The organism is Pseudomaricurvus hydrocarbonicus (assembly GCF_011602365.1).
Classification (GTDB): Bacteria; Pseudomonadota; Gammaproteobacteria; order Pseudomonadales; family Cellvibrionaceae; genus Pseudomaricurvus; species Pseudomaricurvus hydrocarbonicus.
The window spans coordinates 1-21,712 of record NZ_JAAONZ010000031.1; the positions used below are offsets into that span (position 1 = coordinate 1).

Below are 21,712 nucleotides of genomic sequence, written 5' to 3' on the forward strand. Positions count from 1 at the left end.
GCAACTAAATGGCTTTGGTTTTACAATCACGAACGGCCACATAAGGCCAACAATGGGAAACCACCACTGATGGCTGCTTAATCTCTACTTTGAACGTCAGTTAAAAATGGGAGGATTACCGTTGAGGTCTTCATAGCCAAGTGCCAAAGCGTAAACCCGTTGCTTGAGCAATCCTTCAACGGAATGCTCGCAACTCGCTTTGCGTCGGCCATCACCCATTGCCCTGGCAACACTGCGACTCAAACCGATCTTTCGGTCAATCTCGGATAACAGCAGAATGCCGGCATTACTGGTGATATCGCCCCCGGAGAAATCGGCTTCGACTTTGCGGCGTTTAACGGATGAAAACTGGAAAGACTGTGGTATCATTTTGTTCACGGCTGATTGCTTGCGGATATTGTCTAGCAGGTTGTTGATTTTCTCCCAGCCTCGAAAGCAATCATCGTTTGAGGCTGGAATTCTCGATTAAAAACGTCGATATAAGCCCATTTTTTGCTTTTCTGGGCCTTGTCGGCAGGGCTTACCCCGCCGTCAGGACGGACTACCCCTGTAACGCCCTCATTCGAGTCAGATTCCAGCCAATCATTGTCAACATAAATACGCTGTTCACTTTTGACAAACCACGCACCTTCATTTGCCTGATAAGACCAACCGTCTTGCCCCAACCAAAGGGCTCTTCTACTCGCTTCCTAGTCTGCTGACTGATGACGTAACCTGCGTGCCGACTGGTTCGGCCATCAATCGCAGAACCTCCAATACGATTGTCGTTCCGGGCAACATGAGGGGTTATGTTCATCGCCCTGCAATCCCTTACGAAACCCGCTGTATCGTAATTTTTGTCTGCTCCCACGGTGCGCTTTTTCATACCAGGCAGTTCCGCCAACAAGTCCGCTGCAACTTCACGTTCGGCCTTGCCGGTTGCTTGACTGGCCGCAGCCTTTACAATCAAGCCGTTGCGGTTTTCCATTACGGTATGCCCCATATAAGATAGCTTGGCTTCCTTGCCTGGGCCCTTCTTAGCCATCATTGCATCGCCATCCGTCTTTGATTCGTGTGTGGCATTGCTGCGTTTTTCTCCGTGGAAATTAGCTTCTCTATTGCGACCACCACCCACAGGGGGCTCGCTATCATCATCCTTACGGCGATAGCTCTTCTGTGAGGCCCACGCTTGAATCAGGGTGCCATCCACGCTGAAGTGCTCGTCAGAGAGTAGCTTTTGTTTGCGGGCAAGATTAACCACTTCTTCAAACAACTCCGTGATCACATCGTTTTCCAGCAATCGATCCCGATTAATACTGAAGGTGGAATGATCCCAAACTGGATCATCAATCGTTAATCCTACAAACCACCGGTACAGAAGGTTGTAGTTGATCTGCTCAACCAACTGCCTTTCACTACGGATACTGTAGAGTACCTGAAGCAACTGCGCCCTGATTAGGCGTTCTGGCGGAATGGACTCCCTGCCGGTATTGCAATAGATACTGCTGAAGAGCCAATTTAGGTTCTTCATTGCCTCATTCAGAAGTGCTTTGATTGGTCTCAGCGGATGATTTTCTGGAACAAACGACTCCAGCTGCACTGTTGTAAAAAGAGACTCCTGAAAAACATCTACTCCGCGCACTGAACCAAATTCCTCAATGGGTTATCGTTTTCCGAATTATATCTGGCCCCGTATTTTCGGGCGACAAAATCAACAGCCTGCTAGAACCATTTTTTAGAAAAGCAGCTTACTCATTTGGCGACAACTATTTAGAACAAAAAGCAAATAATATTGGGCCTGATGCCACACCTAGTACGATCCCAAAAGTCTTAATCAATGCTCATATGACATTCATGCTGAATGATTTCAAGTAACATTCCTTTCCAAAAGAAAGTTAGCTATAGAAGAGCTAACTTCCTTTCCACTTAAGTGATTTGCTATTTCATTAGCTATACTTTGCTTATTAATTCTTTTTGATAGTTCTATCTTCTTAATATTACTTAAATCCAACATTTCCTGCCGCCATAAGGTATACAGTGCAATTTCCTTATCAAAACATGGATTGTTTTCTGCCTTTCTATAATACTTGAGCTTAATATCTCCATCTTTTTCATATGCAATCATAACCCCCCAAAAATCCGGAGCTGTTTTTAATGCGTTAGCAAGATGATTTTTCGTGGTTATCAATGTTATTTTTTTAAATGAAAGATTAAAAAATTTACCCTGCCTTATTATTCTCTTGACATTATCTGTTTCACCTTTAATTTCAAAGCAATGAGGCTCTTTATATATAGCAACAACGTCAGCAATAGCATTTCCTTTATGAACATGGAGCTCATCAATAATAGCTCTAGGTTTTGCTCTCAATTTAAGCAAGTGCTGTTTAAGTGTGGCTCTAATAACAGGATCGTTTAGTGGCATAAACTTCAGTGTGTATTTAATATATTATTGATTATACAACTAATAGAAAATATTAGTTCAGATTAGTACTCAAAGCATTTAACTAAATACTGAACGTCTTAACAAGAAGATATTCATTCAGAATTTGATGTAATATTTGATAATTAACTAAAATTTTTACTGTCTCTAATAGTTGTGGTTTAATTATCGCTATTTCCTTACTAAATACGATATGGTCAATTTTAAACTGCACCCTAGCTATTCAAATATATAATCCAATTTAAGCCGATGTTTTCAGTACTCAAATTTGGACATGAGTAAAAAAGAGTAAGCCGAGCGGTACCTAGATTAAAGTGGGTAGATACTTCACCCGCCCCACCCTCACGACTAAGAGTAAATAAATTACATACTCTAGAAGTTTATACTGTTCCAAAAAATTTCAATAACCACAAATTTGCTGCGCGCCTCCCGACATTCTGCTTTTTGTGTTCCTCTGACTCAGAATCCATCGCCACAAGCCAGTGATTTATGTAACAGCCCAGAGCTTCAAGACGCCGACCAGACTCTGAAGGTAAGTATTTCCGCAGATGGCCAATATCATCTCTCAAAAGCTCTAAGCCATATACATAAAAATCTTGGATACATAGCTGAGTAGGCCAGTTTTTAATTAAACAGATTCGATCTGTGTTACCGACATTTCTATATATTGGCGGATTTGGCGGATTTGGCTCAAATTGAGAGCTGTCGCCATCTCTAGCTATTCCCTTTAGTGGCGGATTTGGCGGATTTGGCGGATCACTAATAGCTACTAAGGAACTTAATTGTGATACTTCTCGTTTAGACTTCTCCATGTGGCGAACAGTAGAATTTGTTTTATCAAAAACCGCCAAACCGCCATTTCCGCCACTCCCCCAACTAAGCTTACATATTACTTTATCTACTACTGGCAGCCTTAACATCATTTCAGTCTCCACGTAGAAGGTTGTTGTCGAGCATCTGTGTCAGTAACTTCAACTACTCCCTGCTCCACTAATTCTTCAAAAACTTTCCGTATTGCCTTTACAGATTTCCTAAGACTAAGTCCTCGGGGAGATTTTTTCTGAATAGTATTTATATTTACTTCACCATCGAATTTTGAAATCCATTCAATAATTTCTATCTTATAAAGATCTTTACTGCTGACTTCACTTCTTTGGGCTATTCTCAGAGCTTGGCGTAGATAATAAAAGCCAAGTATTAGGGCTCCTTCTATGGTAGATAGCGTTATGCTCTCAGATCCCTCAATTAGACTTATTACACCCGCTATTCTCAATACATTTTCAGCCATTTTACTTGCAACCGGCTTAATAATTTCTAAGTCCCCTCCCACAGCCTGTGCTTTCTCAACATCATTATAAAATTCTATCCAGAGCTGTTTGGCTTCATTGCTTAAACGTATTGAAGTTAAATCCAATGCGCCGTCATCTAACATGCATAGCGGCTCATCTAACAATTTGGAAATTCTGGAAAAGTAACTTATATATTCTGGTGAATCATGAACATTCGCCTCTTGATACACTCGAGATCCAGCTAGTGTTGTACATTCAGAAATTAGAAACCTAGCCAATATACCTTGTTGCTGTAAAACTTTGTCACTTAAAACCTTCGTAGTAATTACAGGTTGAGCCATTAAATGCAATGAAAGCCTTCGATCATATAGGGTAAAATTTTCGCTTTCTCCAGCTCGAGTTCTTGTTATTGGACTTCCATCCCAAAATTTCGATAGCCCCGAAATTGTTTTAATGCAGTTATCAAGATTCATAGCGTGACCGCCAAAAAACTGACCACCTTCGTCATTAAAAAGTCCCTGAGCAGGCCGACCGCTATAAAAACTTTTTTGAAGCCCCTCAAGAGTAGGTTCCTGACAAATAATATCTGGGATTTTGGGCTTTACAGGAATATCCAAGCAACCAATTTCCGCTGCCAAATCAGCGGTTTGGCCTTTATTTTTTTGTTTAATAAATTTCACTTCTTCGTTGTAAGACTCCAGTTTTAGATTGTAATCCTCTAAACTTTCACGATATTCAAACTGCCTTTTCTGGTGCCATTCACGCAATGGTTTCATCGCCAAATTATCACAACCGGTTTTCCTATCCCCACTTTGCGCAATAGACAAACAAAACAAAGATAATGGAATGTGACGACCATCAATAACAATATTTGCCTTTTGTTGTGTAACAACTGCTGCCACAGAAAGTATTGATTGAGCTGCCAGCGCCATTGGTGCTTGCACACCTTCCGCTATAGCCAACGCAGCCTTACCAAGTGTTAGCCCAAGCGCTTCAACAGGAAAATCACTTTGAATTTCAATTTCAGGAAGCCGATCATATTCTGGTACTTCTTTCGTAAATGGAATATTCATATTTGGAATTTTGTCAGTCACGACATAACCTCCAGATACAAAACTAAATCATTGAAATCTGTTAGATTTTCTGGAGCACCTATTGGCCATTGAGGAATGATGTACGACGATCCAATAGCTCTCGCAGCTTTTTCAGCATAGGTTTTTCCAGGATTTAATTCTGTTTTTCGATCATCATCTGCGGCGATGATAATATTAGAATCCGGGTAAGAATATAAAATTTGTTTGGCCACTTCGATCAGGTTATAGGCATTTAATGCACAAGCAACTGGGCACCCTAAGTACTGAAATAAAGTTGCTCCTGTTGCCCACCCCTCACAAACATAAATTTTCTGGCAGTTTTTCAACTCCCCAAGCGGAGTAAAACCTCCTTTTACAACACCGTTTTTCAAGAATTTCTTATTACTGTATAAATCTATCATCTGTAAATTTACAAGTTCTTGATTAACGTATATTGGAACTAAAATATTGTCGTAATATTGCCTAATCCCTGTTGCTGGTACTTTCTTTTTTATCAAATAAGGATGACTTAAATCCGCCTCATTCGACTTAGACCATATATACCTGGCCTTTTTTGCAGCGGTAATTTGAGATTTTTCTCTATCATTCAATTTCTTACGTAAATCATTTTCAAGCTCTATAAGCTTCAATGGTTCAATATCACGGTATCTGTTTTTTTTATGAAACCATTTATAAGCAGAACCGTATTTCCAACTGCCATAAGCACCATATGGGTTTTCACCCAAATGAAAAACATACCAACCATTTTTACTACCAATTTTATCCCCCTCGACTTTGAATCTATGAATTTCGCCATCAGAGACAATAGGAAATTGGGGTAACAGTCCTACTTCAGCCATAGCGTTTTGAAAACTTATTATTGGATTTTGAAAATCTAAGTAATTCATTCGAATCTCCTACTCTATAATTGTTTTTTCGTCACGAGAGATTTCCACTTGATGGTCTATCCATTCATCAATTTCAGATGAAAGCCATCCAGTACAGCGCCTTCCCATGTGAATCTGACGAGGAAAAGTACCTTCTGAAATTGCTGAATAAACAGTTGATCGAGAAAGTCCCGTTTTTTCTAAAACTTCTGGTAATCGAATAATTTTCTTAGTCATACGTATTTCTCCAGGCCTTTAGTGAATCCAATTAAGTTTTACTGATCTGACACCTTGATCATGGGTTAATTTTTTGGGTAAGGCCTAGGCTGCTTACCCAAAACTTTCTTCCGATCTTCGAAAATCAATATTTTACTTATCATTCTGGTTTTTGATTCTGAATAGGTACGGTTATATGAGTTGGGATTACGACTATTGTCATGCGCATGCTGCACGATGATGCTGTAAATTTATTTAGCTGTTTTGACCGTGATTTTTCTTTGGGTTCACTTGGGTTATTGCTGGGGTTATTGCTGGGGTTATTGCTGGGGGGTTATTGCTGGGGGGTTATTGCTGGAGTTATTGCTGGGGTTATTGCTGGGGTTATTGCTGGAGTTATTGCTGGGGGGTTATTGCTGGAGTTATTGCTGGGGTTATTGCTGGGGTTATTGCTGGGGTTATTGCTGGAGTTATTGCTGGGGTTATTGCTGGAGTTATTGCTGGGGTTATTGCTGGGGGGTTATTGCTGGGGTTATTGCTGGGGTTATTGCTGGGGTTATTGCTGGGGGGTTATTGCTGGGGGGTTATTGCTGGGGGGTTATTGCTGGAGTTATTGCTGGAGTTATTCCTGGGGTTATTGCTGGGGTTATTGCTGGGGTTATCGCTGGAGTTATTGCTGGAGTTATTGCTGGAGTTATTGCTGGGTGGTTATTGCTGGGGTTATTGCTCGTGAGCCTTGCTTATGGGCTTTTTTTTTGCTCCGCAATTAGATTGTTGTATTGTTCTTACAGAGAACGTTGGTATTTTCAATGCTGGCATTATTATCGGTATGGGCTAGCGTTATTGATTTTATTTTTTGTGGTGCATTTTTGTAGCGTTAATGCATTAATTGTTACAAAATTGAGTAACAATTAAATGGCTCCATCATAACTCTTCCTGGGTTTCTGTAATTATTTGATATTTAGTTGGTAATAAAGCGAACGAATTTGTTTTTATGGCTGCCTAAATTGTTATAGATTTATTTTTTGGAAACTTTACTAATTCTTTTCCTAATTGTTTCTATCGAACATCTTGTTCCGGTTTTTTCTTTTATCAGAAATGCCAACCGTCGAAATGATAAATTTGGATTTCTTTCCAATAGCTTTTCAGAAAAAACGATCCATTCTGACCATTCAGGTTCACGCTTTTCTCGACTGGCGTTCGCTTGTGACTTACCAAATTCACTTTGCTGTTTCCTATATTTCTGCCCAAGTTCAACATCTGGCTTTAACTCATTTTCACGCTTTTTGAGTTTTGATGCTGCTACCAGTTCTTCTTCGGTCATGTACGCCCACCACCCACCCATCATCAAACGGAAAGTGGCTTCAGAAGCACATATAGCCCAATTGTTTTTTAAGGCTGTTTTCAACCCTTCAGCGGCTAGTATTGTTTCCACATACTGTAGCTGGTCTACAGTGATTCCGGGCAAGTTCTGGAGAGATAGTGCCTCCAAATAAAAATTTTCGTCTAAATCCATTAAGCCAAACCCCGAGAGCCTTCTAGCCGCAATAAAACTTAAAATCTCTGATAACTTTAAAAAAATTTCATCATTAGAAGATTCATTGCAGGGAACATGATAATCACCTTCTAAAATCCCAATACGAAGTACTAAATCACGGATATTAATAAAATCGTCTTTCGGTCGGCCTAATTCATTCATTCGTGATTAATCCCTTAGTGTCAAGCTTATTTTTGGCGGTTCTTATTTTCAATTGGTCCAAATAATTCGCCCACTCCTGCATCATTTCCTGCCGCTGTGGTAAATGCGTCGTTCGGTTATAGGCACGTCCCAATGCATCCCGTACTTGGTGTGCCAGCTGGTGCTCAATCCATTCAACCCTGTAGCCTAACTGTTCATCCAGCATCGTGCGGGCTGTCGCACGAAAACCGTGCGCGCAGTGAGCCGTTTTGGTATCAATCCCCAAGTTTTGTAATGCTTTATTGATAGTTGCAGCACTTACATGCTTGTTACGTGGGTCGCGTTGACCAGGAAAAACGTATTTACGGCGACCGGTAAGCGGTTTTAATTCTTTAAGAATTGCCACTGCCTGCTCAGGTAACGGAACGATGTGAGCAAAGCCCATTTTCATTTTATTTTCTGGCAAGCTCCAAACTGCTTCCTCAAGATCAATTTCAGACCATTCCATGGCAATCATTTCACCTGGCCGTTGAAACAATAACGGGCAAAGCGCTAAAAGTGAGCGCACAATAATAGAGCCTTGGTATTGATCAATCGCAACCAGTAGTTTCCCAAAAGCCTGTGGCTCTGTGATCGCGGGGCGATGAAAGGTGGTCTTTGGCGCCAAAGCCCCTTGTAAGTCCATGGTTGGGTTGTGGCTGCAAAGTTGGTTTAAACGGGCGTAGCGGAAGATTTGATCCAGCAGCTGCCTGGCAACTCGGGCAGTGTCATTAGCGCCACGCTCTTCAATGCGCCGCAATACCTTTAATAATTCGAGAGCGTCAATTTCCGAAATTGGCTTTTCTTTCAGCCATGGAATCAGATCCTTTTCGAGTAACGATAAGCGTTTATTAGCCGTCACTGTCTTCCAGGTAGGTAAATTTCTTTCGTACCACTTCCAAGCTACTACTTCAAAGCTGTTAGCGAATGCAGCCTCTCTTTCCAACAGACCACGCTTTTTAGCTTGCCCTGGATCAAACCCATCGGCCAGAAGTTTGCGGCTTGCATCCCGTTTGGCGCGTGCTTCTTTCAGGGATACTTCAGGGTACACCCCATACGACATGCGCTTTTCTTTACTCAAAAAGCGGTACTTATGGCGCCAATACATGGCACTGTTTGGGTGGACTTCTATGTATAGGCCTTTTTCATCGGCCTGCCGATAAACCTTATCCTGCGGCTTTAAACCTCTAAGCCGTACGTCCGTTAGTGCCATAGGGCGCTCCACTAGAGGTGGGGGCACAAGATTCAGAGATTGGGGAGATGCCCCCAAATATGCCCCCAATATTGTTGGATCTAGGGGATATATACTGGACTAGTTTGGATAGGATATAAACGAAAAAGCCCGCTATAAAGCAGGCTTTTGGAGAAGTTCGGATTTCACCGGACTTATATATGGTGCCCGGAGGCGGAATCGAACCACCGACACGGGGATTTTCAATCCCCTGCTCTACCGACTGAGCTATCCGGGCAAACATCCTGCTACAACGCTGTGTTCGCAAGAGGCGCGTATTAAACCCGTTCAGGTAATCAGAGTCAAGACCTAAGCGGCTGTTTTTCTATCGGTTTTTTTCGGTGTTCAAAAAACCATCAAACTGCGGCCTGACTTACTTATCGTCTTCGGGTACGTAGCCGTCGGCGGCGTCGAACTCATCACCGGCGAAGAACTTCTGCATCTGCTCGCTGAGGTAGGTGCGGGCGGTGAGGTCCATCATGTTGAGGTGCTTTTCGTTGATGAGCATGGTCTGGTGCTTGAGCCATTCGCCCCACGCCTGTTTGGAGACGTTTTCGAACACGTCCAGCCCCTTGGGACCCGGGTAGGGAGGCGAATCCAGGCCTTCCATCTCTTGCTGATACTTGCGGCAAAACACCATGCGCGACATACACTGAACCTTATTGGCTGAGGTTGAAAATCGGGTTGCGGGCGCCGCGTTACCGGCGCCTCGTTCAAACAAGCTCGGGTTTTTTATCAGGCGCTGGCCACGGGCTCCAGTTGCTGCAGTTTTTCGAGCAGCAGTTTAACCGGCGCTGCCAGGCCCAGAGAGGCCGGAGCGTGCACATCATACCAATAAACCGCCCGCTCTCCGACCGCGGTGGCACGGGTTTCTATATCCGCCACCACCGGGGTGATGTCCAGGTGGTAGTGGCTGAAGGTGTGACGGAAGCTGTCCCAGGTTTCCTGATGCACCAGCTCGGCACCAAAGGTGTCGCGCCAATAGTCGCTCACGTCCTGCTCGCTGGACACTTCCGGAAAGCTCCACAGGCCGCCCCAGATGCCGGTGGCCGGGCGCTGCTCGAGCAGCCATTCACCGTTGGGATTGCGCAGCATCAGCAGCTGCACGGATTTTACGGGCTTGTCTTTCTTGGGCTTTTTGCCCGGGTAATCGCCGGGATTGCCCTGATGAAAGGCCTGACAGGAATCCATCAGCGGGCAGCTGTGGCAATCGGGCTTGCTGCGGGTGCAGACCATCGCCCCCAGATCCATCATCGCCTGGGTGTAATGCTGGCAGCGCTGGTCCGGGGTGAGCTGTTCCGCCCACTGCCATAGGGTGTTGAGCACCGGGGTCGTGCCGGGCCAGCCGTCGACCGCGAAGTGGCGGGCCAGCACGCGCTTGACGTTGCCGTCGAGGATGGCGGCCTTTTGCCCCATCGACAGGCTGGCAATGGCGCCGGCGGTGGAGCGACCAATACCACTGAGGGTTTCCAGTTGCTCCACGCTCTGGGGGAATTCACCCCCAAACTCCGCCACCACGGTCTTGGCGCACTTGTGCAGATTGCGGGCGCGGGCGTAGTAGCCGAGCCCGGTCCACAGGTGCAGCACGTCGTCCTGCGCGGCGGCGGCCAGGTCCTGCACGCTGGGGTAGTGCTCCATGAAGCGCTCGAAATACGGAATCACCGTGGCCACCTGGGTTTGCTGCAACATGATCTCGGACACCCACACGCGGTAGGGCGTCACCCCCTGTTGCCAGGGCAGGTGTTTGCGGCCGTGCAGGTCAAACCAGTCGAGCACACGCTGTGAAAAATTGTCGCCGGGGCGCTTGGCAGAGCCCTTGGGTTTAAGCGACATATGTCGTTCCTTGTTCGGTATAAAAAATTTTGGTCATTGCTTTAACCGCAAAAGCTGTAGGCAAGGGACTGGGGTTGATCCCCGGCCCCGTGCCACTCTGGCTAAGATTGCCGCGCCTGCGGCTCACAATGACGGCGGTGTGGGCAAAGGACTGGGGTCGCTCCCCGGCCCCGTACCAATCTGGCTAAGATTGCCGCGCCTGCGACTCGCAATGACGGCGGTCTAAACTTTAAAAGAAAGGCCTTACTTTTTCTTAAACAGCCCTTCCAGCAAGCCTTTCACTGCATCGTTGGTGCTGTCGTCGCCATCTTTGTTGAGCTTTTCCAGCAGTTTTTCCTGCAGCTTGTCTTTCACTTCGTCTTTGGCTTCATCCGCCAGCAGGGCATTGATGCGCTTGCTGTCGAAACCACAGCTGCGGGCCGACACGGTATCCAGAGTGCCTTTGCAGCGCAAGGGCAAATCTTTGTTGCGCCAGCGGTCGCGCACCTGGCAATCGCGCTCGGGATCGGCTTCGCCGGTGAAGGCGATGCTCAGCGGCACATCAAATTTGCCGCTCAGGTAATTGAGGTCGCCGCGGGCCTTCACGGACAGGTTTTCAACCCCGGCACTGAGCGCGTCGATGTTGAGCACCGTGCCTTTTAATGCCAGCGCCCCCTGCACGTCGTTCAGCTCGGTCAGGCCTTTCCAGTCAATGGCCGGCGCAGGCTGGCCGTTGACCAGCGCTGCCAATTCACAGGCGCTGCGTTCGATGTCCAGGGTGGCCAGGGTCAGCTGGTTGGCGGTCAGGTTGAGGTTCGCCACCACACCCTGCTGCCACTGGCGCAGGCTCTGCCCCTGAGTGTTGAGGGCCAGGTCACCACGGGCAACGCCGGACAGGCGCTCTTCTTCGGCAAACACCGCCAGCAAGGGTTTCAGTTCCAGATCGGTGAGCGTGCCCTTGAGGTTCACTTTGGCGCGGCTCTGGCGCGCATCCAGCGCCCCGTTGAGGTTGAATTGACCATCATCCAATGCGCCGGAGACCTGCTGCAAACGCACCAGCCCGTCTTTGGCTTTCAGTTTGAACACCATGCTGGTGAAGTCCAGTTGCTTGGCGGTCACCTGATCGAAGGTGAGGTTCGCGGCCGCGGTGAGGTCTTTGAGCGCCGACAGATCCAGCGGCTCATCGGACATCAACAGCGGATTGGCCGGGTCGCCCGCACCGGCGGAGGCAGTGCTTCCGGAAGTGCTGCCTGCGGGGGGCTTGCCCGCGGCGGGCTGTTGGGCCTGGGCCTGTTCAACCTGCTCGGCCGGCACCGGCAGATAGCGATCCACATCGATGCGGTCCCCCTTGAGGGTGAGGGACATGGCCCCCACCTTGTCGATGCCGGCCTGTCCGTTGATGGTGGTGTCATCGAGCTTCAGCACCAGCGGATTGAGGTCCCAGGCGCCGTCGTTGCCGCTCACCGCTGCGGTCATGGAGACCTTGCTGAGGGCGTCGGCCGCCGACATTTCGGGCAGTTCGATGCCAAACTGGGTGAGCCATTTGGCCAGATTTACCGGCTGCAGTTGCAACTGCAGTTGCGCGGCCAGGGTCTCCAGCGCCAGATCACCGGACAGATTCAGCGTCAGCGGCGTTTTGTTCACCGACATCTCCAGCGCCATGCTATCCAGCGTCAGCTGTTGCTGCTCGAGGTTAAACCCCAACGTGCCCTGACTGCGGATGTCGATGGGCTTTTGCCCTTCCAGAGCCAGGGTGGCCGACTGCTGCAGGTCAAACAATTTGCCGGTCAGATCGAAGCCGTCAATGCTGAGGTTGAGATCTGATAGCTTGACGCTGCTGCCCTCGGCTTCGTCCCGATAGGTTAAGGTGGCATCGCGCAGACGCAGCGCCTCAATCACCAGCGAGATGGGGGTCGCCTCGGAGCTGGCAGAAGATTCCTGCGTCGCGGCCGGTGCGGTTGACTCAGACGCCTTCGGCGCTACGCCGGTGCCCGCGGTGTCGTCCGGCGGCAACAGCAACTCCCAGTTGCCACGGCCCTGCTTGTCCTTCCAGACGTTCACCTGCACCCCGGAAAACTCCACCGACTGGATCGACACCTGGCCACTGAGCAGCGGCGCCACCGCCACGGCCGCAGCCAGCCGTTGGGCATCCAGCAGCGCTTCGGGGCCGGTCATGACTTTCACGCCTTCGACACTTAAGCCCAGGTTCGGAAAAAACTGCCAGCTGAGGTTGCCGTTGATTTGCAGTGGGACGCCCTGCTCTTGCGCCAAACGTTCAATGTCCTGGCGAAAATCGTTGGGATCGAGCACCAGCGTCAAATACAGCACGGCCCCCACCACCAGCAGAACCACCAGTGCCAACACTCCCATTACTGCCCGCAGAAAACCTTGCATCGCTCTTCCTTAATTGTTTAACAAACCGTTCGCCTTGCTTTATTCGCCCAGGCCGCAGTCGTGAATCTCAAGCCGTCGCTGTCGTGAATCTCAAGCCGTCGCTGTCGCCACTATCGTCATGACTGCGATCTTACTGTACTTGTGCGGCATTAAGAATGACACGTTTAACGAACCCGGCCTTCAGCCGGACCGCCAAGTTCAACTGAGAGCCCGGGGAGCGCGAAAGGTTTCATCGACGCAGCACAAACGCCGGCTCAGCTCCGCTGCCGGTCCTGAGTTAAGCCCCGGGGTGGGGCTCCTGGCTCAGGCTCAAACTGACGACCGGGTTCGGCCAACGCCGCCACTCTGGCCAGCCGTGGGGATCGGGCTATGCTGTTAACAAGTCAGGGCGTTTCGCCGGATCGAAAAAGTCGTTAAACTACGCGCCTTTAACATTGTGGCCGGAACAAGCTGACCGGTTTCAACCTACCCGGACGTTTGTTGCAAGCCTCAGGCTGACACGAACCACCGGCCAAGACTGAAACGAACCACTGACCACCGGCACAAACCTGAGCCCCAACCCGTATTTACGATTGATTATTTGAGGAAAGCACCATGAGTGAAGTTCGCAGCGAACTGAAATATTTGTCCAGCCACGAGTGGGCTCGGGTTGAAAGCGACGGCACCGTCACCATCGGTATTACCGATCACGCCCAGGACAGCCTTGGCGACGTGGTTTACGTGGAAACCCCTGAAGTGGGCAGCACCGTCACGGCCGGTGAAGAAGCCGGTGTGGTGGAATCGGTGAAAGCCGCTTCCGATATCTACTCGCTCGTCAGCGGTGAAGTGATCGCCATCAACGAAGCGCTGGAAGAAACCCCCGAAATCGTCAACGAATCGCCTTTCGACGACGGCTGGTTCTTTAAAGTGAAGCCCAGCGACCTGACCGAGCTCGACAGCGCCCTGACCGCTGAAGGCTACCAGGCAGTCTGCGAAGAAGATTGATCCGGCTGCCAGCTGCAGTTTGCGGCTGGCGCCAAACCTGTCAGCAGGGCGAGACGGCATTCACAAAAACCCGACACCAAGCCCTGACTTGCCCCCCCTTGCGTCTTTCAATACGCTTGCAATACTCTTACAACCCTCTTGAGTGACTCACCACTGCGACCTACGGGAATGTAACCTTGACCATACGCACGACGTTTTTACTGATCTTTCTCGCCTGCACCGGACTCAACCTCACCGCCCTCTACTTCCAGTACTTCATGGACATGCACCCCTGCCCGCTGTGCATCACCCAGCGAGTGTTTGTCTTTGCGGTAGGCCTGTTTGCGCTGCTGGCCGCGATCCACAACCCGGCCCAACTGGGGCGCAGAATCTATTGCGCACTGGGGGTCATCGCGGCACTGATCGGGGGTGGCGTCTCTTTGCGTCACGTGTGGATCCAAAATCTGCCCGAAGATCTGGTTCCCGCTTGCGGGCCCGGCCTGTCGTACATGTTTGAAAACTTTCCGCTGCAGCAAGCGTTTAACCTGCTGCTGCAAGGCGATGGCAACTGTGCCGACGTGTCCTGGATGTTCCTGGGCTTGAGCATGCCCGCCTGGGTGGCCCTCTGCTTCGCCGGCTTGATCGTGGTGAATGTGTGGCAAATGCTGCGCAAAGGCTGAGACTGAGTGTGCGATGTTGAAGAGCCATCAGCGATTTTGAAAAGCCATCCGCGATGTTGAAGAGCCATTCGCGATGTTAGAAAGCCATCAGCGATCCTATTTGAAGAGCCATCAGCCATGCTAAAAGCCCTGATCGCCTTGCTGTTCTTCCAGCTGTGCGGCGAGACACTGGTCAGCGTACTCCACAGCCCCATCCCGGGGCCGGTCGCGGGCATGTTGCTGCTGTGGATCGCGCTGGCGATCAAAGGCGGGCCGTCTAAAGACCTGGATCAGGTCAGCCACACATTGATTCAATACCTCAGCCTGTTTTTCTTGCCAGCGGGGGTCGGTTTGTTTTTTTTGCCCGCCAGCGTGCAGCAATACTGGCCCGCCATTCTCGCTGCCATGCTGGTGGGCACCCTGGCCTCCATGCTGTTCAGCGGTTTTCTGATGAAACGCCTGTCCGCTAAAAAAGCAGGAGCCGAGTAAACCCTCATGCCTGACCTCCTGACTCAAACCACCCTGAAAGGCCAAGCGCTGATCGAACAGTCCGGGCTGCTGCCAGGCTCGCCGAATGTCTGGCAAAGCCTGATTCACAAGCCGCTGTTTGGCTTGCTGCTCACCCTGGTGATTTTCCAGCTGGCGCTGTGGTTTTATAACTGGTGCGGTCGCAAAGCCTTCGTCCATCCCGTGGCCGTGAGCTCGGTGGCCATCGCAGCGCTGCTGAAACTGAGCGGCATTTCCTATTCGGAATACGTCGACGGCAACGGCCTGCTGTATTTTTTGCTGGGCCCAACCACCGTGGCGCTGGCCATCCCGCTGTACAAAGAATTCCACCACATTCGCAAACTGGCCCTGCCCATTGTGCTGACCGTGATCTTCGGCGGAGCCTTTGCCGCTGCCAGTGCGGTGGGGATTGCCTGGTTCATGGGTTCCGATGAACAGGTGCTGCTGTCCCTTGCCCCCAAATCCGTCACCACTCCCATTGCCATCGGGGTGGCTGAAAACATTGGCGGTCTCGCCACCCTCACCACCGGAGTGGTGGTCTTTACCGGTGTTATCGGCGTGCTGTTGAGTCCGCTGGTTTTTTACCTGTTGCAACTGCGCGACCCGCGTCAGCAAGGCATGATTTTGGGTCTCAATGCGCACGGCATCGGTACCGCCCGGGCTTTTGAACTCAACCCCACCAGTGGTGCCTTTGCCACTCTGGCGATGGGATTAAATGGCGCGTTCACGGCCTTAACACTGCCTTACATTATCCCTTTGTTTTAATGTTTTTTTACGTGCCAAGTTCAGTTTAATATTCTTTTTATCGCTATAACGTTTTGTTTTTTAAGACTTTAATTCTTCACTGCTGAGCGCCGGAATCTTTCCACTAAATTAAAAAATGCCCTCCTGTTTGAGCGAAAACAAGGTTTCACCATGACGGTGCAGTTTTCACTTGCCGTGGCCGTTCAGATCCCCTATCTTGGCTTTAAAGAGTCGTGATACACCGGCTCGATACGAACAAAAAAATCGTCAAAGCACCATCCTAAAAACCACTTCGAACAAAGCACAGCAATTGACAGATAAGGATCTACTGCCATGCTAGAAAACTGCGAGTCAGCTAAAGAACGTTGGGGCGGAGTCAGTAACATCATCGACCGCTGGTTACAGGAACGGCAGCAACTTTTAGTGTGCTACTGCAACCTCTCTGAAGAACCAGAAAGCAAATCGGCACCGGAGTCGGTGCAACAGGTGTGTCAGCTGCTGGTCGATTACGTTTCTGCCGGTCACTTTGAAGTTTATGATCAACTGGTGAAGGAAGCCCGCGAGTTTGATGATGAACAGGCGCTGCAGGAAGCGAGCAAGCTGATCAAAACCATTGATGAAACCACTGAACTGGCTCTGGATTTTAATGACAAGTATCTGGAAACCGATGATCTGTGCACGATTACGGTTGACCTGTCCCGACTGGGTGAAGTTCTGGCCACACGTTTTGAAGCGGAAGATCGCATGATTGAAGTGCTGCACACCGCCCACAAGGATCTGGTGGTCTGACCCCGGCCTGATTTTGTTGAACACTCGTCTCTGATTCTCTTCATCCCCCGGTCTCCCTGCTACGGCAACCCCGATGAATGAGCAGTCAGAGACAGAGCGCCCCCTGCTGCCAGACTCACATCAAACCCGCTCGCTCACACCAACAGCGATCTGCTCGGTTTCCCGTTTATGTTTCCTGTTTCCTGTTTCCACTCTACTGTCCACTTAATTCTAACCAGGTGAAGAGAGTTTATGAGCACGAAAGGTTCCTGTTTGTGCGGCGAAGTTCACTTTGAAATCGAGGGTGAGTTTGACAGCTTCTATTTATGCCACTGCCCGCACTGCCGCAAAGATACCGGCTCGGCCCATGCCGCCAATTTGTTTTCATCCACCGCCACTCTGACCTGGCTGTCGGGGCACAGCCGCGTCCGGGAGTTCACACTGCCCGCCACCCGACATGTGAAAAGTTTTTGCGCCACCTGTGGCTCAGCCCTGCCCAACATTCAGGAGGATGGGCAGCTGGTGGTGGTACCGGCTGGCAGTCTGGACGATAACATCAGCATTCGCCCAACGGCCCACATTTTCATGGCCAGCCGGGCTGAGTGGGATACAGATCTGCAAAATATCCGCGCGCAGCCAGGGCTTCCCGGCTGACACGGAAGGGCGATCACCTCAGACCTGAGCCAACCGCCCCAAGGTCTCCAACGCCGTTTCCAGCGTATCTGTCCAGGGCTGTGCCACACTGAGTCGCAGGCAGTGGTCGAGGCCCTGAAAACCAAACACCTGCCCGGGGACAAAACAAATGTTGTGCGCCTGGGCCATCTCCAGCAGCGCCATGGCATCCGGCCCTGAAGACGGCAGAGATATCCACAGCACAAACCCTCCCTGTGGCCGGGTCGCCTGGGTACCCAGCGGGAAAGCGCGGGCGATCACCGCCAGTGCCCGCTGCAGGTTGGCCGCATACTGGCGCCGCACCTTAGCCAGATGTTTATCAAAGTGACCGGTTTTTAAGTAATCCAGTAACTGCAACTGCGGCAGCGAGGCGGTGCCAGTGGTACTCGCACGCTGGCGCTCCATGGCCCGCAACCGGTGTTCGCCGGCAGCCACCCAGCCGAGCCTCAACCCCGGTGACAGATTTTTTGAAAACGCCGAGCAATAAATCACCCGCCCGCTGCGGTCGTAGGCCCGCAGCGATTTCGGCGAGAACGGATGCGTCGGCCCCGAGTGGCACAGCTCGCCAAAAATATCGTCCTCAATGACGTAAAAATCGTGCCGCTGGGCCAGCGACACCAGCGCCTTTTTGGCCGTCTCCGGCATACAGGCGCCACTGGGATTGCTGAAGCGGGGCGAACACAGACACACGCGGATCGGCCAGTCTTGCAGGGCCTGCTCTAAAGACGCCATATCCATGCCGGTGACCGCATCGGTGGCGATGCTGATCACCGTTAACCCCAAGCTTTCCAGCGCCTGTAAAAAGCCGTAATAACAGGGGGTTTCCACCGCCACGACGTCCCCCGGAGACGTCAGCGCCTGCAGCGAAATCAACAGGGCTTCCTGACAGCCGTTGGTGATCACAATTTCCTGCGGCTGCACCTGACAGCCACTGTCGGCCATGCGCTGCGCAATCAGGCGGCGCAGCTCCAGATCCCCCGGCGACGGAAACAGCGTCAGGCTGTCATTAAAGTGGTGACGCAACACCCGGTTCACCGCGGCTTTTAACTGCGTCGCCGGCTGCAGTGCCGGGTCCGGCACCGCCAAATCAAAATGGACGCGGCCTTTTTGCCGGTTTTGCGCAAAGATGCGGGCGATGGTGTCACTCATTTGCAGCTCGGTGGGCTGGCTGCTGCCGCTGGCGACCGGTGCGCCCAGTTGACGCGCGGAGGGCACCGCCACAAAAATGCCCGACTTTTCCCGCGCCACCACCAGACCGGTCATTTCCAGCTGCTGATACGCACTGACCGCCGTCGACACACTGATCGCCCGCTGCCGGGCCAACTGCCGCACCGAGGGCAGTCGGTCACCGGGGCGATACAGGCCCTGCTGAATTTGAGTGGCCAGGTCATTGGCCAGTGTCTGGTAAAGCATCACGCGTCAACTGTACTGGTTTAATTTCATAATTATTGTATCTGTATTGCCAAAACCTGACCAGCTACACTGGCTTCAGCTTTTCGATTCAGCGGCCGTGCTCAACCCACCGTCGGCAAGACATCGATCCCATAAGCGCTATACCCAATCAATGTCGGGGCCGTGCCGACAGCACATCATCACCGTACGGCCTCTAAAACAGCCGCATTCAAACGGCAGGAGAACAGGTTATGAAATTGCCCCTTTATCAGATCGACGCCTTTACCACCGAACGCTTCAAAGGCAATCCGGCCGCAGTGGTGCCCTTGACCGAATGGCTCAGCGATGAGCAGTTACAGCACATCGCCGCGGAAAACAATTTATCCGAAACCGCCTTCTTCGTCCCGCTGACCGCGACTGCAAGCAAAGAAACTGGCAACACAGACGCTGACTTCGATTTTCACCTGCGCTGGTTCACCCCCACACACGAAGTCGACCTGTGTGGCCACGCCACCCTGGCTGCCGCCTTTACCCTGTTTGAACACCTGGGGTTTACCGGCGAGCAAGTTCGCTTCAAGTCATTGGGCGGCCCCCTGACCGTAACCCGCGACGAACAACAACTGCGGCTGGACTTTCCCTCGCGCCCCCCGCAGCCCATCCCCGTGCCCGGCGCCATACTCCAGGCCCTGGGCGTAGACTCGGTGCAATTCTCCGGACGCTCCAGAGACTGGTTACTGGTGCTGGACAGTGAGCAAACTGTCGCCAATCTCACGCCCAATTGGTACGCGCTGGCCCAAGCGGCACAACACCCGGTGATCGTCACCGCCAAAGGCGAGCGGTGTGATTTTGTCTCGCGCTTTTTTGCCCCCAGCCTGGGCATCAATGAAGATCCGGTGACGGGCTCCGCCCATTGCACGCTGACGCCCTATTGGGCCGGGGCATTGAATCGCACACAGCTGTCCGCCCGGCAAATTTCGGCCCGCGGGGGTGAACTGACGTGTGTGCTGGAAGGTGAGCGGGTGTACCTGTGCGGGCAGGGCGTGACCTACCTGACGGGGGAGATTTTTATATAGGGGCCAGCCCAGGGGACCCTTTCTGGCTGCGCCATTCATCTGGGAGTGGCTAGTGGCTATGGCTATGGCTATGGCTATGGCTATGGCTATGGCTATGGCTATGGCTAGTCAGTAGTTTGTGGTGTGGCTCTGTCGGTGCCAGATATTTGGGCACAAAAAAGCCGAAGTCGCAGGACTTCGGCTTTTCGGTTTGAACACGGCGCGGGACGTTTACTTGACGCCGGCGTCCAGCAGTTCAATTTCGAAGATCAGGGTGGCATTGGGTCCGATCTCACCACCGGCACCGCCAGCGCCGTAAGCCAACTCAGAGGGAATGTAGACTTCCCACTTGGAGCCTTCGGGCATCATCATCAGGGCTTCGGTCCAGCCAGTAATCACCTGGGTAACCCCAAAGGTCGCTGGACCACCGTGACGCTCGGAGCTGTCAAACTCGCTGCCATCAATCAGGGTACCGCGGTAGTTCACAGAAACCTGGCTGTCTTTGTTGGGCTTGGCGCCTTTACCTTTGGTCAGCACTTTGTACTGCAAACCGGAATCGGTGGTTTTAACCCCGTCTTTTTTGGCGTTCGCGGCCAGGAAGGCTTCGCCTTCTTTCTGGTTGGCCTCAGCAACCACTTTCATGGCTTCCATTTGCTTCTGTTGTTGGATCTCTTGCAAAGCCATCATGGTGGCCTGCATTTCTTCTTCGGTCATGCTGGGCTTTGAGCCTTTCAGACCTTCTTTGATCGCCTTGGTAAAGATGTCGGCATCAATCTCAATGGGACCGTCCTTGAGACGCTCACCGGTTTTGTAACCAAAGATGTAGCTGGCCTTGTCAGACAGGTCTTTCATCTCATCAGCCATTACCTGCTGTCCCATGCCCACCAACATCAAGGCTGAAGCTGCAGTGCCGATCAGTAACTTTCTGGAAATCATATAATTGTTCCTATTATTCATTTATTCATTCATCCGCCCCAAAAGAACGAACTGGGTTGTCGATGTTGTCCGTTAAGACCGCCAAAAAACTGAGTGGTTCAGCATGGTAGACCAAAATCCCGATCAGATCACATGATTCTCGGTTCGCCGATCCCTCAGCTTATGCTCAAATATCACGTTTTCACTGAAATGCTTAAGCTTGATCTTAACCCGAAGCATGCTGCCACAGGGTTAAGCTCTCTCAGAGCTGCCAACTCATCACTCCCGGTAACGCGTCCCCCAATAGTACCCTAACCTTTGCCACTGCGTCAGACAGGAGCTCTTTTTTTGAGAAACCCATGGTTCTTGCAGAATGCATAGCGATGAGAATTCCATACCCGCATCGGCGGCTAATTGCGGCAGTTTCATTCAACAAGCCGCTTTAAGAGGAGCCCTCCGCCAATACGGAGCCCTCAGCCAATAAAAAGCTCTCTGCCTATAAAGAGCCCTCCGCCAATTAAAAGCCCTCTGCTCAATAAAGAGCCCTCAGCCAATTAAAAGCCCTCTGCTCAATAAAGAGCCCTCAGCCAATTAAAAGCCCTCCGTTACCAAAGAAGTCCGCCGCCCATAGCGACCCGCTTTCGATGAGGAACGCTCTCTCAGAGAGTCAGCCGCGAACCCGAGATCGATTAACGAGCTTCCGCCGAAGTCTTGCCTTACCGGGCTCACTTGGCAACGGCCGCACTGAAGCAACGGCCGGATCCACTCGGATCTTCAGCAACCTTGCGCAAACCTCCGCCTCGAACACACCCCGTTTCACGATCTTCGTTCGGCAATCCTCAGCAGGCCTTCACAGCCGCTGAGCACAGCTTCAGCTTGTTAGTTTGCCCCCTTGCGGTGCAGAGCCAACGCCACCAGTCTTGAGCCTGGAACTCAAACTGGCAAGGCGAGTTGGGGGTAAACCCTGGCTGTTGCCGTACCAACACTCACCCCACTGTTGTC

At 50.9% G+C, this 21,712-nt stretch carries 22 protein-coding genes and 1 tRNA gene; 8 read left to right on the forward strand and 15 right to left on the reverse strand.

The window, feature by feature from the left end:
* Positions 1-96 precede the first annotated feature (96 nt).
* The 7 genes from G8770_RS22890 to G8770_RS22920 all read right to left on the reverse strand — a co-directional run bounded on the left by G8770_RS22890 (position 97) and on the right by G8770_RS22920 (position 5,905).
* Positions 97-369: a transposase gene (locus G8770_RS22890; RefSeq protein ID WP_243760650.1), complete on the reverse strand. Its 273-nt coding sequence runs from the start codon at positions 367-369 to the stop codon at positions 97-99.
* 172 nt (positions 370-541) lie between these two features.
* A complete protein-coding gene (locus G8770_RS22895; RefSeq protein WP_167192374.1) occupies positions 542-1,621 on the reverse strand; it encodes an IS5 family transposase in 1,080 nt (359 codons plus the stop codon).
* 225 nt (positions 1,622-1,846) lie between these two features.
* A complete protein-coding gene (locus G8770_RS22900) occupies positions 1,847-2,401 on the reverse strand; it encodes a sce7726 family protein (RefSeq protein WP_167192375.1) in 555 nt (184 codons plus the stop codon).
* A 398-nt stretch (positions 2,402-2,799) separates the two neighbouring features.
* On the reverse strand, positions 2,800-3,342 hold the full coding sequence (locus tag G8770_RS22905; RefSeq protein WP_167192376.1) for a hypothetical protein: 543 nt from the start codon (positions 3,340-3,342) through the stop codon (positions 2,800-2,802).
* Positions 3,339-4,802: a DUF3987 domain-containing protein gene (locus tag G8770_RS22910; RefSeq protein ID WP_167192377.1), complete on the reverse strand. Its 1,464-nt coding sequence runs from the start codon at positions 4,800-4,802 to the stop codon at positions 3,339-3,341. Before G8770_RS22910 ends, G8770_RS22905 begins: the two co-directional genes overlap by 4 nt.
* A complete protein-coding gene (locus tag G8770_RS22915; RefSeq protein ID WP_167192378.1) occupies positions 4,799-5,689 on the reverse strand; it encodes a toprim domain-containing protein in 891 nt (296 codons plus the stop codon). The genes G8770_RS22910 and G8770_RS22915 overlap by 4 nt, the downstream gene beginning before the upstream one ends.
* Before the next feature lie 9 nt (positions 5,690-5,698).
* The gene (locus tag G8770_RS22920) at positions 5,699-5,905 is read right to left on the reverse strand and encodes a helix-turn-helix transcriptional regulator (RefSeq protein WP_167192379.1); all 207 of its coding nucleotides are present in this window, start codon (positions 5,903-5,905) and stop codon (positions 5,699-5,701) included.
* A 200-nt stretch (positions 5,906-6,105) separates the two neighbouring features.
* Between G8770_RS22920 and G8770_RS22925 the strand changes: the two genes are divergently transcribed.
* Positions 6,106-6,654, forward strand: coding sequence for a hypothetical protein (locus G8770_RS22925; RefSeq protein ID WP_167192380.1), 549 nt, complete (start codon positions 6,106-6,108; stop codon positions 6,652-6,654).
* Between the two features lie 248 nt (positions 6,655-6,902).
* Here G8770_RS22925 and G8770_RS22930 read toward each other — a convergent pair whose 3' ends face one another.
* The 6 genes from G8770_RS22930 to G8770_RS22955 form a co-directional block, all read right to left on the reverse strand.
* The gene (locus G8770_RS22930) at positions 6,903-7,583 is read right to left on the reverse strand and encodes a hypothetical protein (protein WP_167192381.1); all 681 of its coding nucleotides are present in this window, start codon (positions 7,581-7,583) and stop codon (positions 6,903-6,905) included.
* Positions 7,576-8,814, reverse strand: coding sequence for a tyrosine-type recombinase/integrase (locus tag G8770_RS22935; RefSeq protein ID WP_167192382.1), 1,239 nt, complete (start codon positions 8,812-8,814; stop codon positions 7,576-7,578). Before G8770_RS22935 ends, G8770_RS22930 begins: the two co-directional genes overlap by 8 nt.
* Before the next feature lie 180 nt (positions 8,815-8,994).
* A tRNA-Phe gene (locus G8770_RS22940) sits at positions 8,995-9,070 on the reverse strand.
* A 135-nt stretch (positions 9,071-9,205) separates the two neighbouring features.
* Positions 9,206-9,481 (reverse strand): oxidative damage protection protein, encoded by a 276-nt coding sequence (locus G8770_RS22945; RefSeq protein ID WP_167192403.1) that lies wholly within the window; start codon positions 9,479-9,481, stop codon positions 9,206-9,208.
* Positions 9,482-9,567: 86 nt separating this feature from the next.
* Positions 9,568-10,665 carry an A/G-specific adenine glycosylase gene (gene mutY, locus G8770_RS22950; protein WP_167192383.1) on the reverse strand — a complete coding sequence of 366 codons (1,098 nt, stop codon included), beginning with the start codon at positions 10,663-10,665 and terminating at the stop codon, positions 9,568-9,570.
* Between the two features lie 243 nt (positions 10,666-10,908).
* Positions 10,909-13,038 (reverse strand): AsmA family protein, encoded by a 2,130-nt coding sequence (locus tag G8770_RS22955; RefSeq protein ID WP_167192384.1) that lies wholly within the window; start codon positions 13,036-13,038, stop codon positions 10,909-10,911.
* 594 nt (positions 13,039-13,632) lie between these two features.
* Here G8770_RS22955 and gcvH point away from each other — a divergent pair.
* The 6 genes from gcvH (at position 13,633) to G8770_RS22985 (ending at position 17,333) form a co-directional block, all read left to right on the forward strand.
* Positions 13,633-14,022 (forward strand): glycine cleavage system protein GcvH, encoded by a 390-nt coding sequence (gcvH, locus tag G8770_RS22960; protein ID WP_167192385.1) that lies wholly within the window; start codon positions 13,633-13,635, stop codon positions 14,020-14,022.
* Between the two features lie 176 nt (positions 14,023-14,198).
* The gene (locus G8770_RS22965; RefSeq protein WP_167192386.1) at positions 14,199-14,681 is read left to right on the forward strand and encodes a disulfide bond formation protein B; all 483 of its coding nucleotides are present in this window, start codon (positions 14,199-14,201) and stop codon (positions 14,679-14,681) included.
* A 117-nt stretch (positions 14,682-14,798) separates the two neighbouring features.
* Positions 14,799-15,149: a CidA/LrgA family protein gene (locus G8770_RS22970; RefSeq protein WP_167192387.1), complete on the forward strand. Its 351-nt coding sequence runs from the start codon at positions 14,799-14,801 to the stop codon at positions 15,147-15,149.
* Between the two features lie 6 nt (positions 15,150-15,155).
* Positions 15,156-15,932 carry an LrgB family protein gene (locus G8770_RS22975; protein WP_167192388.1) on the forward strand — a complete coding sequence of 259 codons (777 nt, stop codon included), beginning with the start codon at positions 15,156-15,158 and terminating at the stop codon, positions 15,930-15,932.
* 312 nt (positions 15,933-16,244) lie between these two features.
* The gene (gene rsd, locus G8770_RS22980; protein WP_167192389.1) at positions 16,245-16,700 is read left to right on the forward strand and encodes a sigma D regulator; all 456 of its coding nucleotides are present in this window, start codon (positions 16,245-16,247) and stop codon (positions 16,698-16,700) included.
* Positions 16,701-16,931: 231 nt separating this feature from the next.
* Positions 16,932-17,333, forward strand: a complete 402-nt coding sequence (locus G8770_RS22985) for a GFA family protein (RefSeq protein ID WP_167192390.1) — start codon at positions 16,932-16,934, stop codon at positions 17,331-17,333.
* Between the two features lie 18 nt (positions 17,334-17,351).
* Here the strand turns inward: G8770_RS22985 and G8770_RS22990 are convergent, their stop codons facing one another.
* A complete protein-coding gene (locus G8770_RS22990) occupies positions 17,352-18,764 on the reverse strand; it encodes an aminotransferase-like domain-containing protein (RefSeq protein WP_167192391.1) in 1,413 nt (470 codons plus the stop codon).
* A gap of 230 nt (positions 18,765-18,994) precedes the next feature.
* Between G8770_RS22990 and G8770_RS22995 the strand changes: the two genes are divergently transcribed.
* Entirely contained in the window at positions 18,995-19,816 is an 822-nt protein-coding gene (locus tag G8770_RS22995) for a PhzF family phenazine biosynthesis protein (protein ID WP_167192392.1), read from the forward strand.
* 210 nt (positions 19,817-20,026) lie between these two features.
* On the opposite strand, the gene bamJ is transcribed toward G8770_RS22995, so the two are convergent.
* Positions 20,027-20,731 carry a BamJ family beta-barrel-assembly machinery protein gene (gene bamJ, locus G8770_RS23000; RefSeq protein ID WP_167192393.1) on the reverse strand — a complete coding sequence of 235 codons (705 nt, stop codon included), beginning with the start codon at positions 20,729-20,731 and terminating at the stop codon, positions 20,027-20,029.
* Positions 20,732-21,712 lie beyond the last annotated feature (981 nt).

What these genes read in the sequence shown, in the direction of transcription:
- G8770_RS22890 (WP_243760650.1), bottom strand. Translation starts at nt 369, where the DNA reads ATGATACCACAGTCTTTCCAGTTTTCATCCGTTAAACGCCGCAAAGTC.
- G8770_RS22900 (WP_167192375.1), bottom strand. Translation starts at nt 2,401, where the DNA reads ATGCCACTAAACGATCCTGTTATTAGAGCCACACTTAAACAGCACTTG.
- G8770_RS22905 (WP_167192376.1), bottom strand. Translation starts at nt 3,342, where the DNA reads ATGATGTTAAGGCTGCCAGTAGTAGATAAAGTAATATGTAAGCTTAGT.
- G8770_RS22915 (WP_167192378.1), bottom strand. Translation starts at nt 5,689, where the DNA reads ATGAATTACTTAGATTTTCAAAATCCAATAATAAGTTTTCAAAACGCT.
- G8770_RS22920 (WP_167192379.1), bottom strand. Translation starts at nt 5,905, where the DNA reads ATGACTAAGAAAATTATTCGATTACCAGAAGTTTTAGAAAAAACGGGA.
- G8770_RS22925 (WP_167192380.1), top strand. Translation starts at nt 6,106, where the DNA reads ATGCGCATGCTGCACGATGATGCTGTAAATTTATTTAGCTGTTTTGAC.
- G8770_RS22930 (WP_167192381.1), bottom strand. Translation starts at nt 7,583, where the DNA reads ATGAATGAATTAGGCCGACCGAAAGACGATTTTATTAATATCCGTGAT.
- G8770_RS22935 (WP_167192382.1), bottom strand. Translation starts at nt 8,814, where the DNA reads ATGGCACTAACGGACGTACGGCTTAGAGGTTTAAAGCCGCAGGATAAG.
- G8770_RS22945 (WP_167192403.1), bottom strand. Translation starts at nt 9,481, where the DNA reads ATGTCGCGCATGGTGTTTTGCCGCAAGTATCAGCAAGAGATGGAAGGC.
- mutY (WP_167192383.1), bottom strand. Translation starts at nt 10,665, where the DNA reads ATGTCGCTTAAACCCAAGGGCTCTGCCAAGCGCCCCGGCGACAATTTT.
- G8770_RS22955 (WP_167192384.1), bottom strand. Translation starts at nt 13,038, where the DNA reads ATGCAAGGTTTTCTGCGGGCAGTAATGGGAGTGTTGGCACTGGTGGTT.
- gcvH (WP_167192385.1), top strand. Translation starts at nt 13,633, where the DNA reads ATGAGTGAAGTTCGCAGCGAACTGAAATATTTGTCCAGCCACGAGTGG.
- G8770_RS22970 (WP_167192387.1), top strand. Translation starts at nt 14,799, where the DNA reads ATGCTAAAAGCCCTGATCGCCTTGCTGTTCTTCCAGCTGTGCGGCGAG.
- G8770_RS22975 (WP_167192388.1), top strand. Translation starts at nt 15,156, where the DNA reads ATGCCTGACCTCCTGACTCAAACCACCCTGAAAGGCCAAGCGCTGATC.
- rsd (WP_167192389.1), top strand. Translation starts at nt 16,245, where the DNA reads ATGCTAGAAAACTGCGAGTCAGCTAAAGAACGTTGGGGCGGAGTCAGT.
- G8770_RS22985 (WP_167192390.1), top strand. Translation starts at nt 16,932, where the DNA reads ATGAGCACGAAAGGTTCCTGTTTGTGCGGCGAAGTTCACTTTGAAATC.
- G8770_RS22990 (WP_167192391.1), bottom strand. Translation starts at nt 18,764, where the DNA reads ATGCTTTACCAGACACTGGCCAATGACCTGGCCACTCAAATTCAGCAG.
- G8770_RS22995 (WP_167192392.1), top strand. Translation starts at nt 18,995, where the DNA reads ATGAAATTGCCCCTTTATCAGATCGACGCCTTTACCACCGAACGCTTC.
- bamJ (WP_167192393.1), bottom strand. Translation starts at nt 20,731, where the DNA reads ATGATTTCCAGAAAGTTACTGATCGGCACTGCAGCTTCAGCCTTGATG.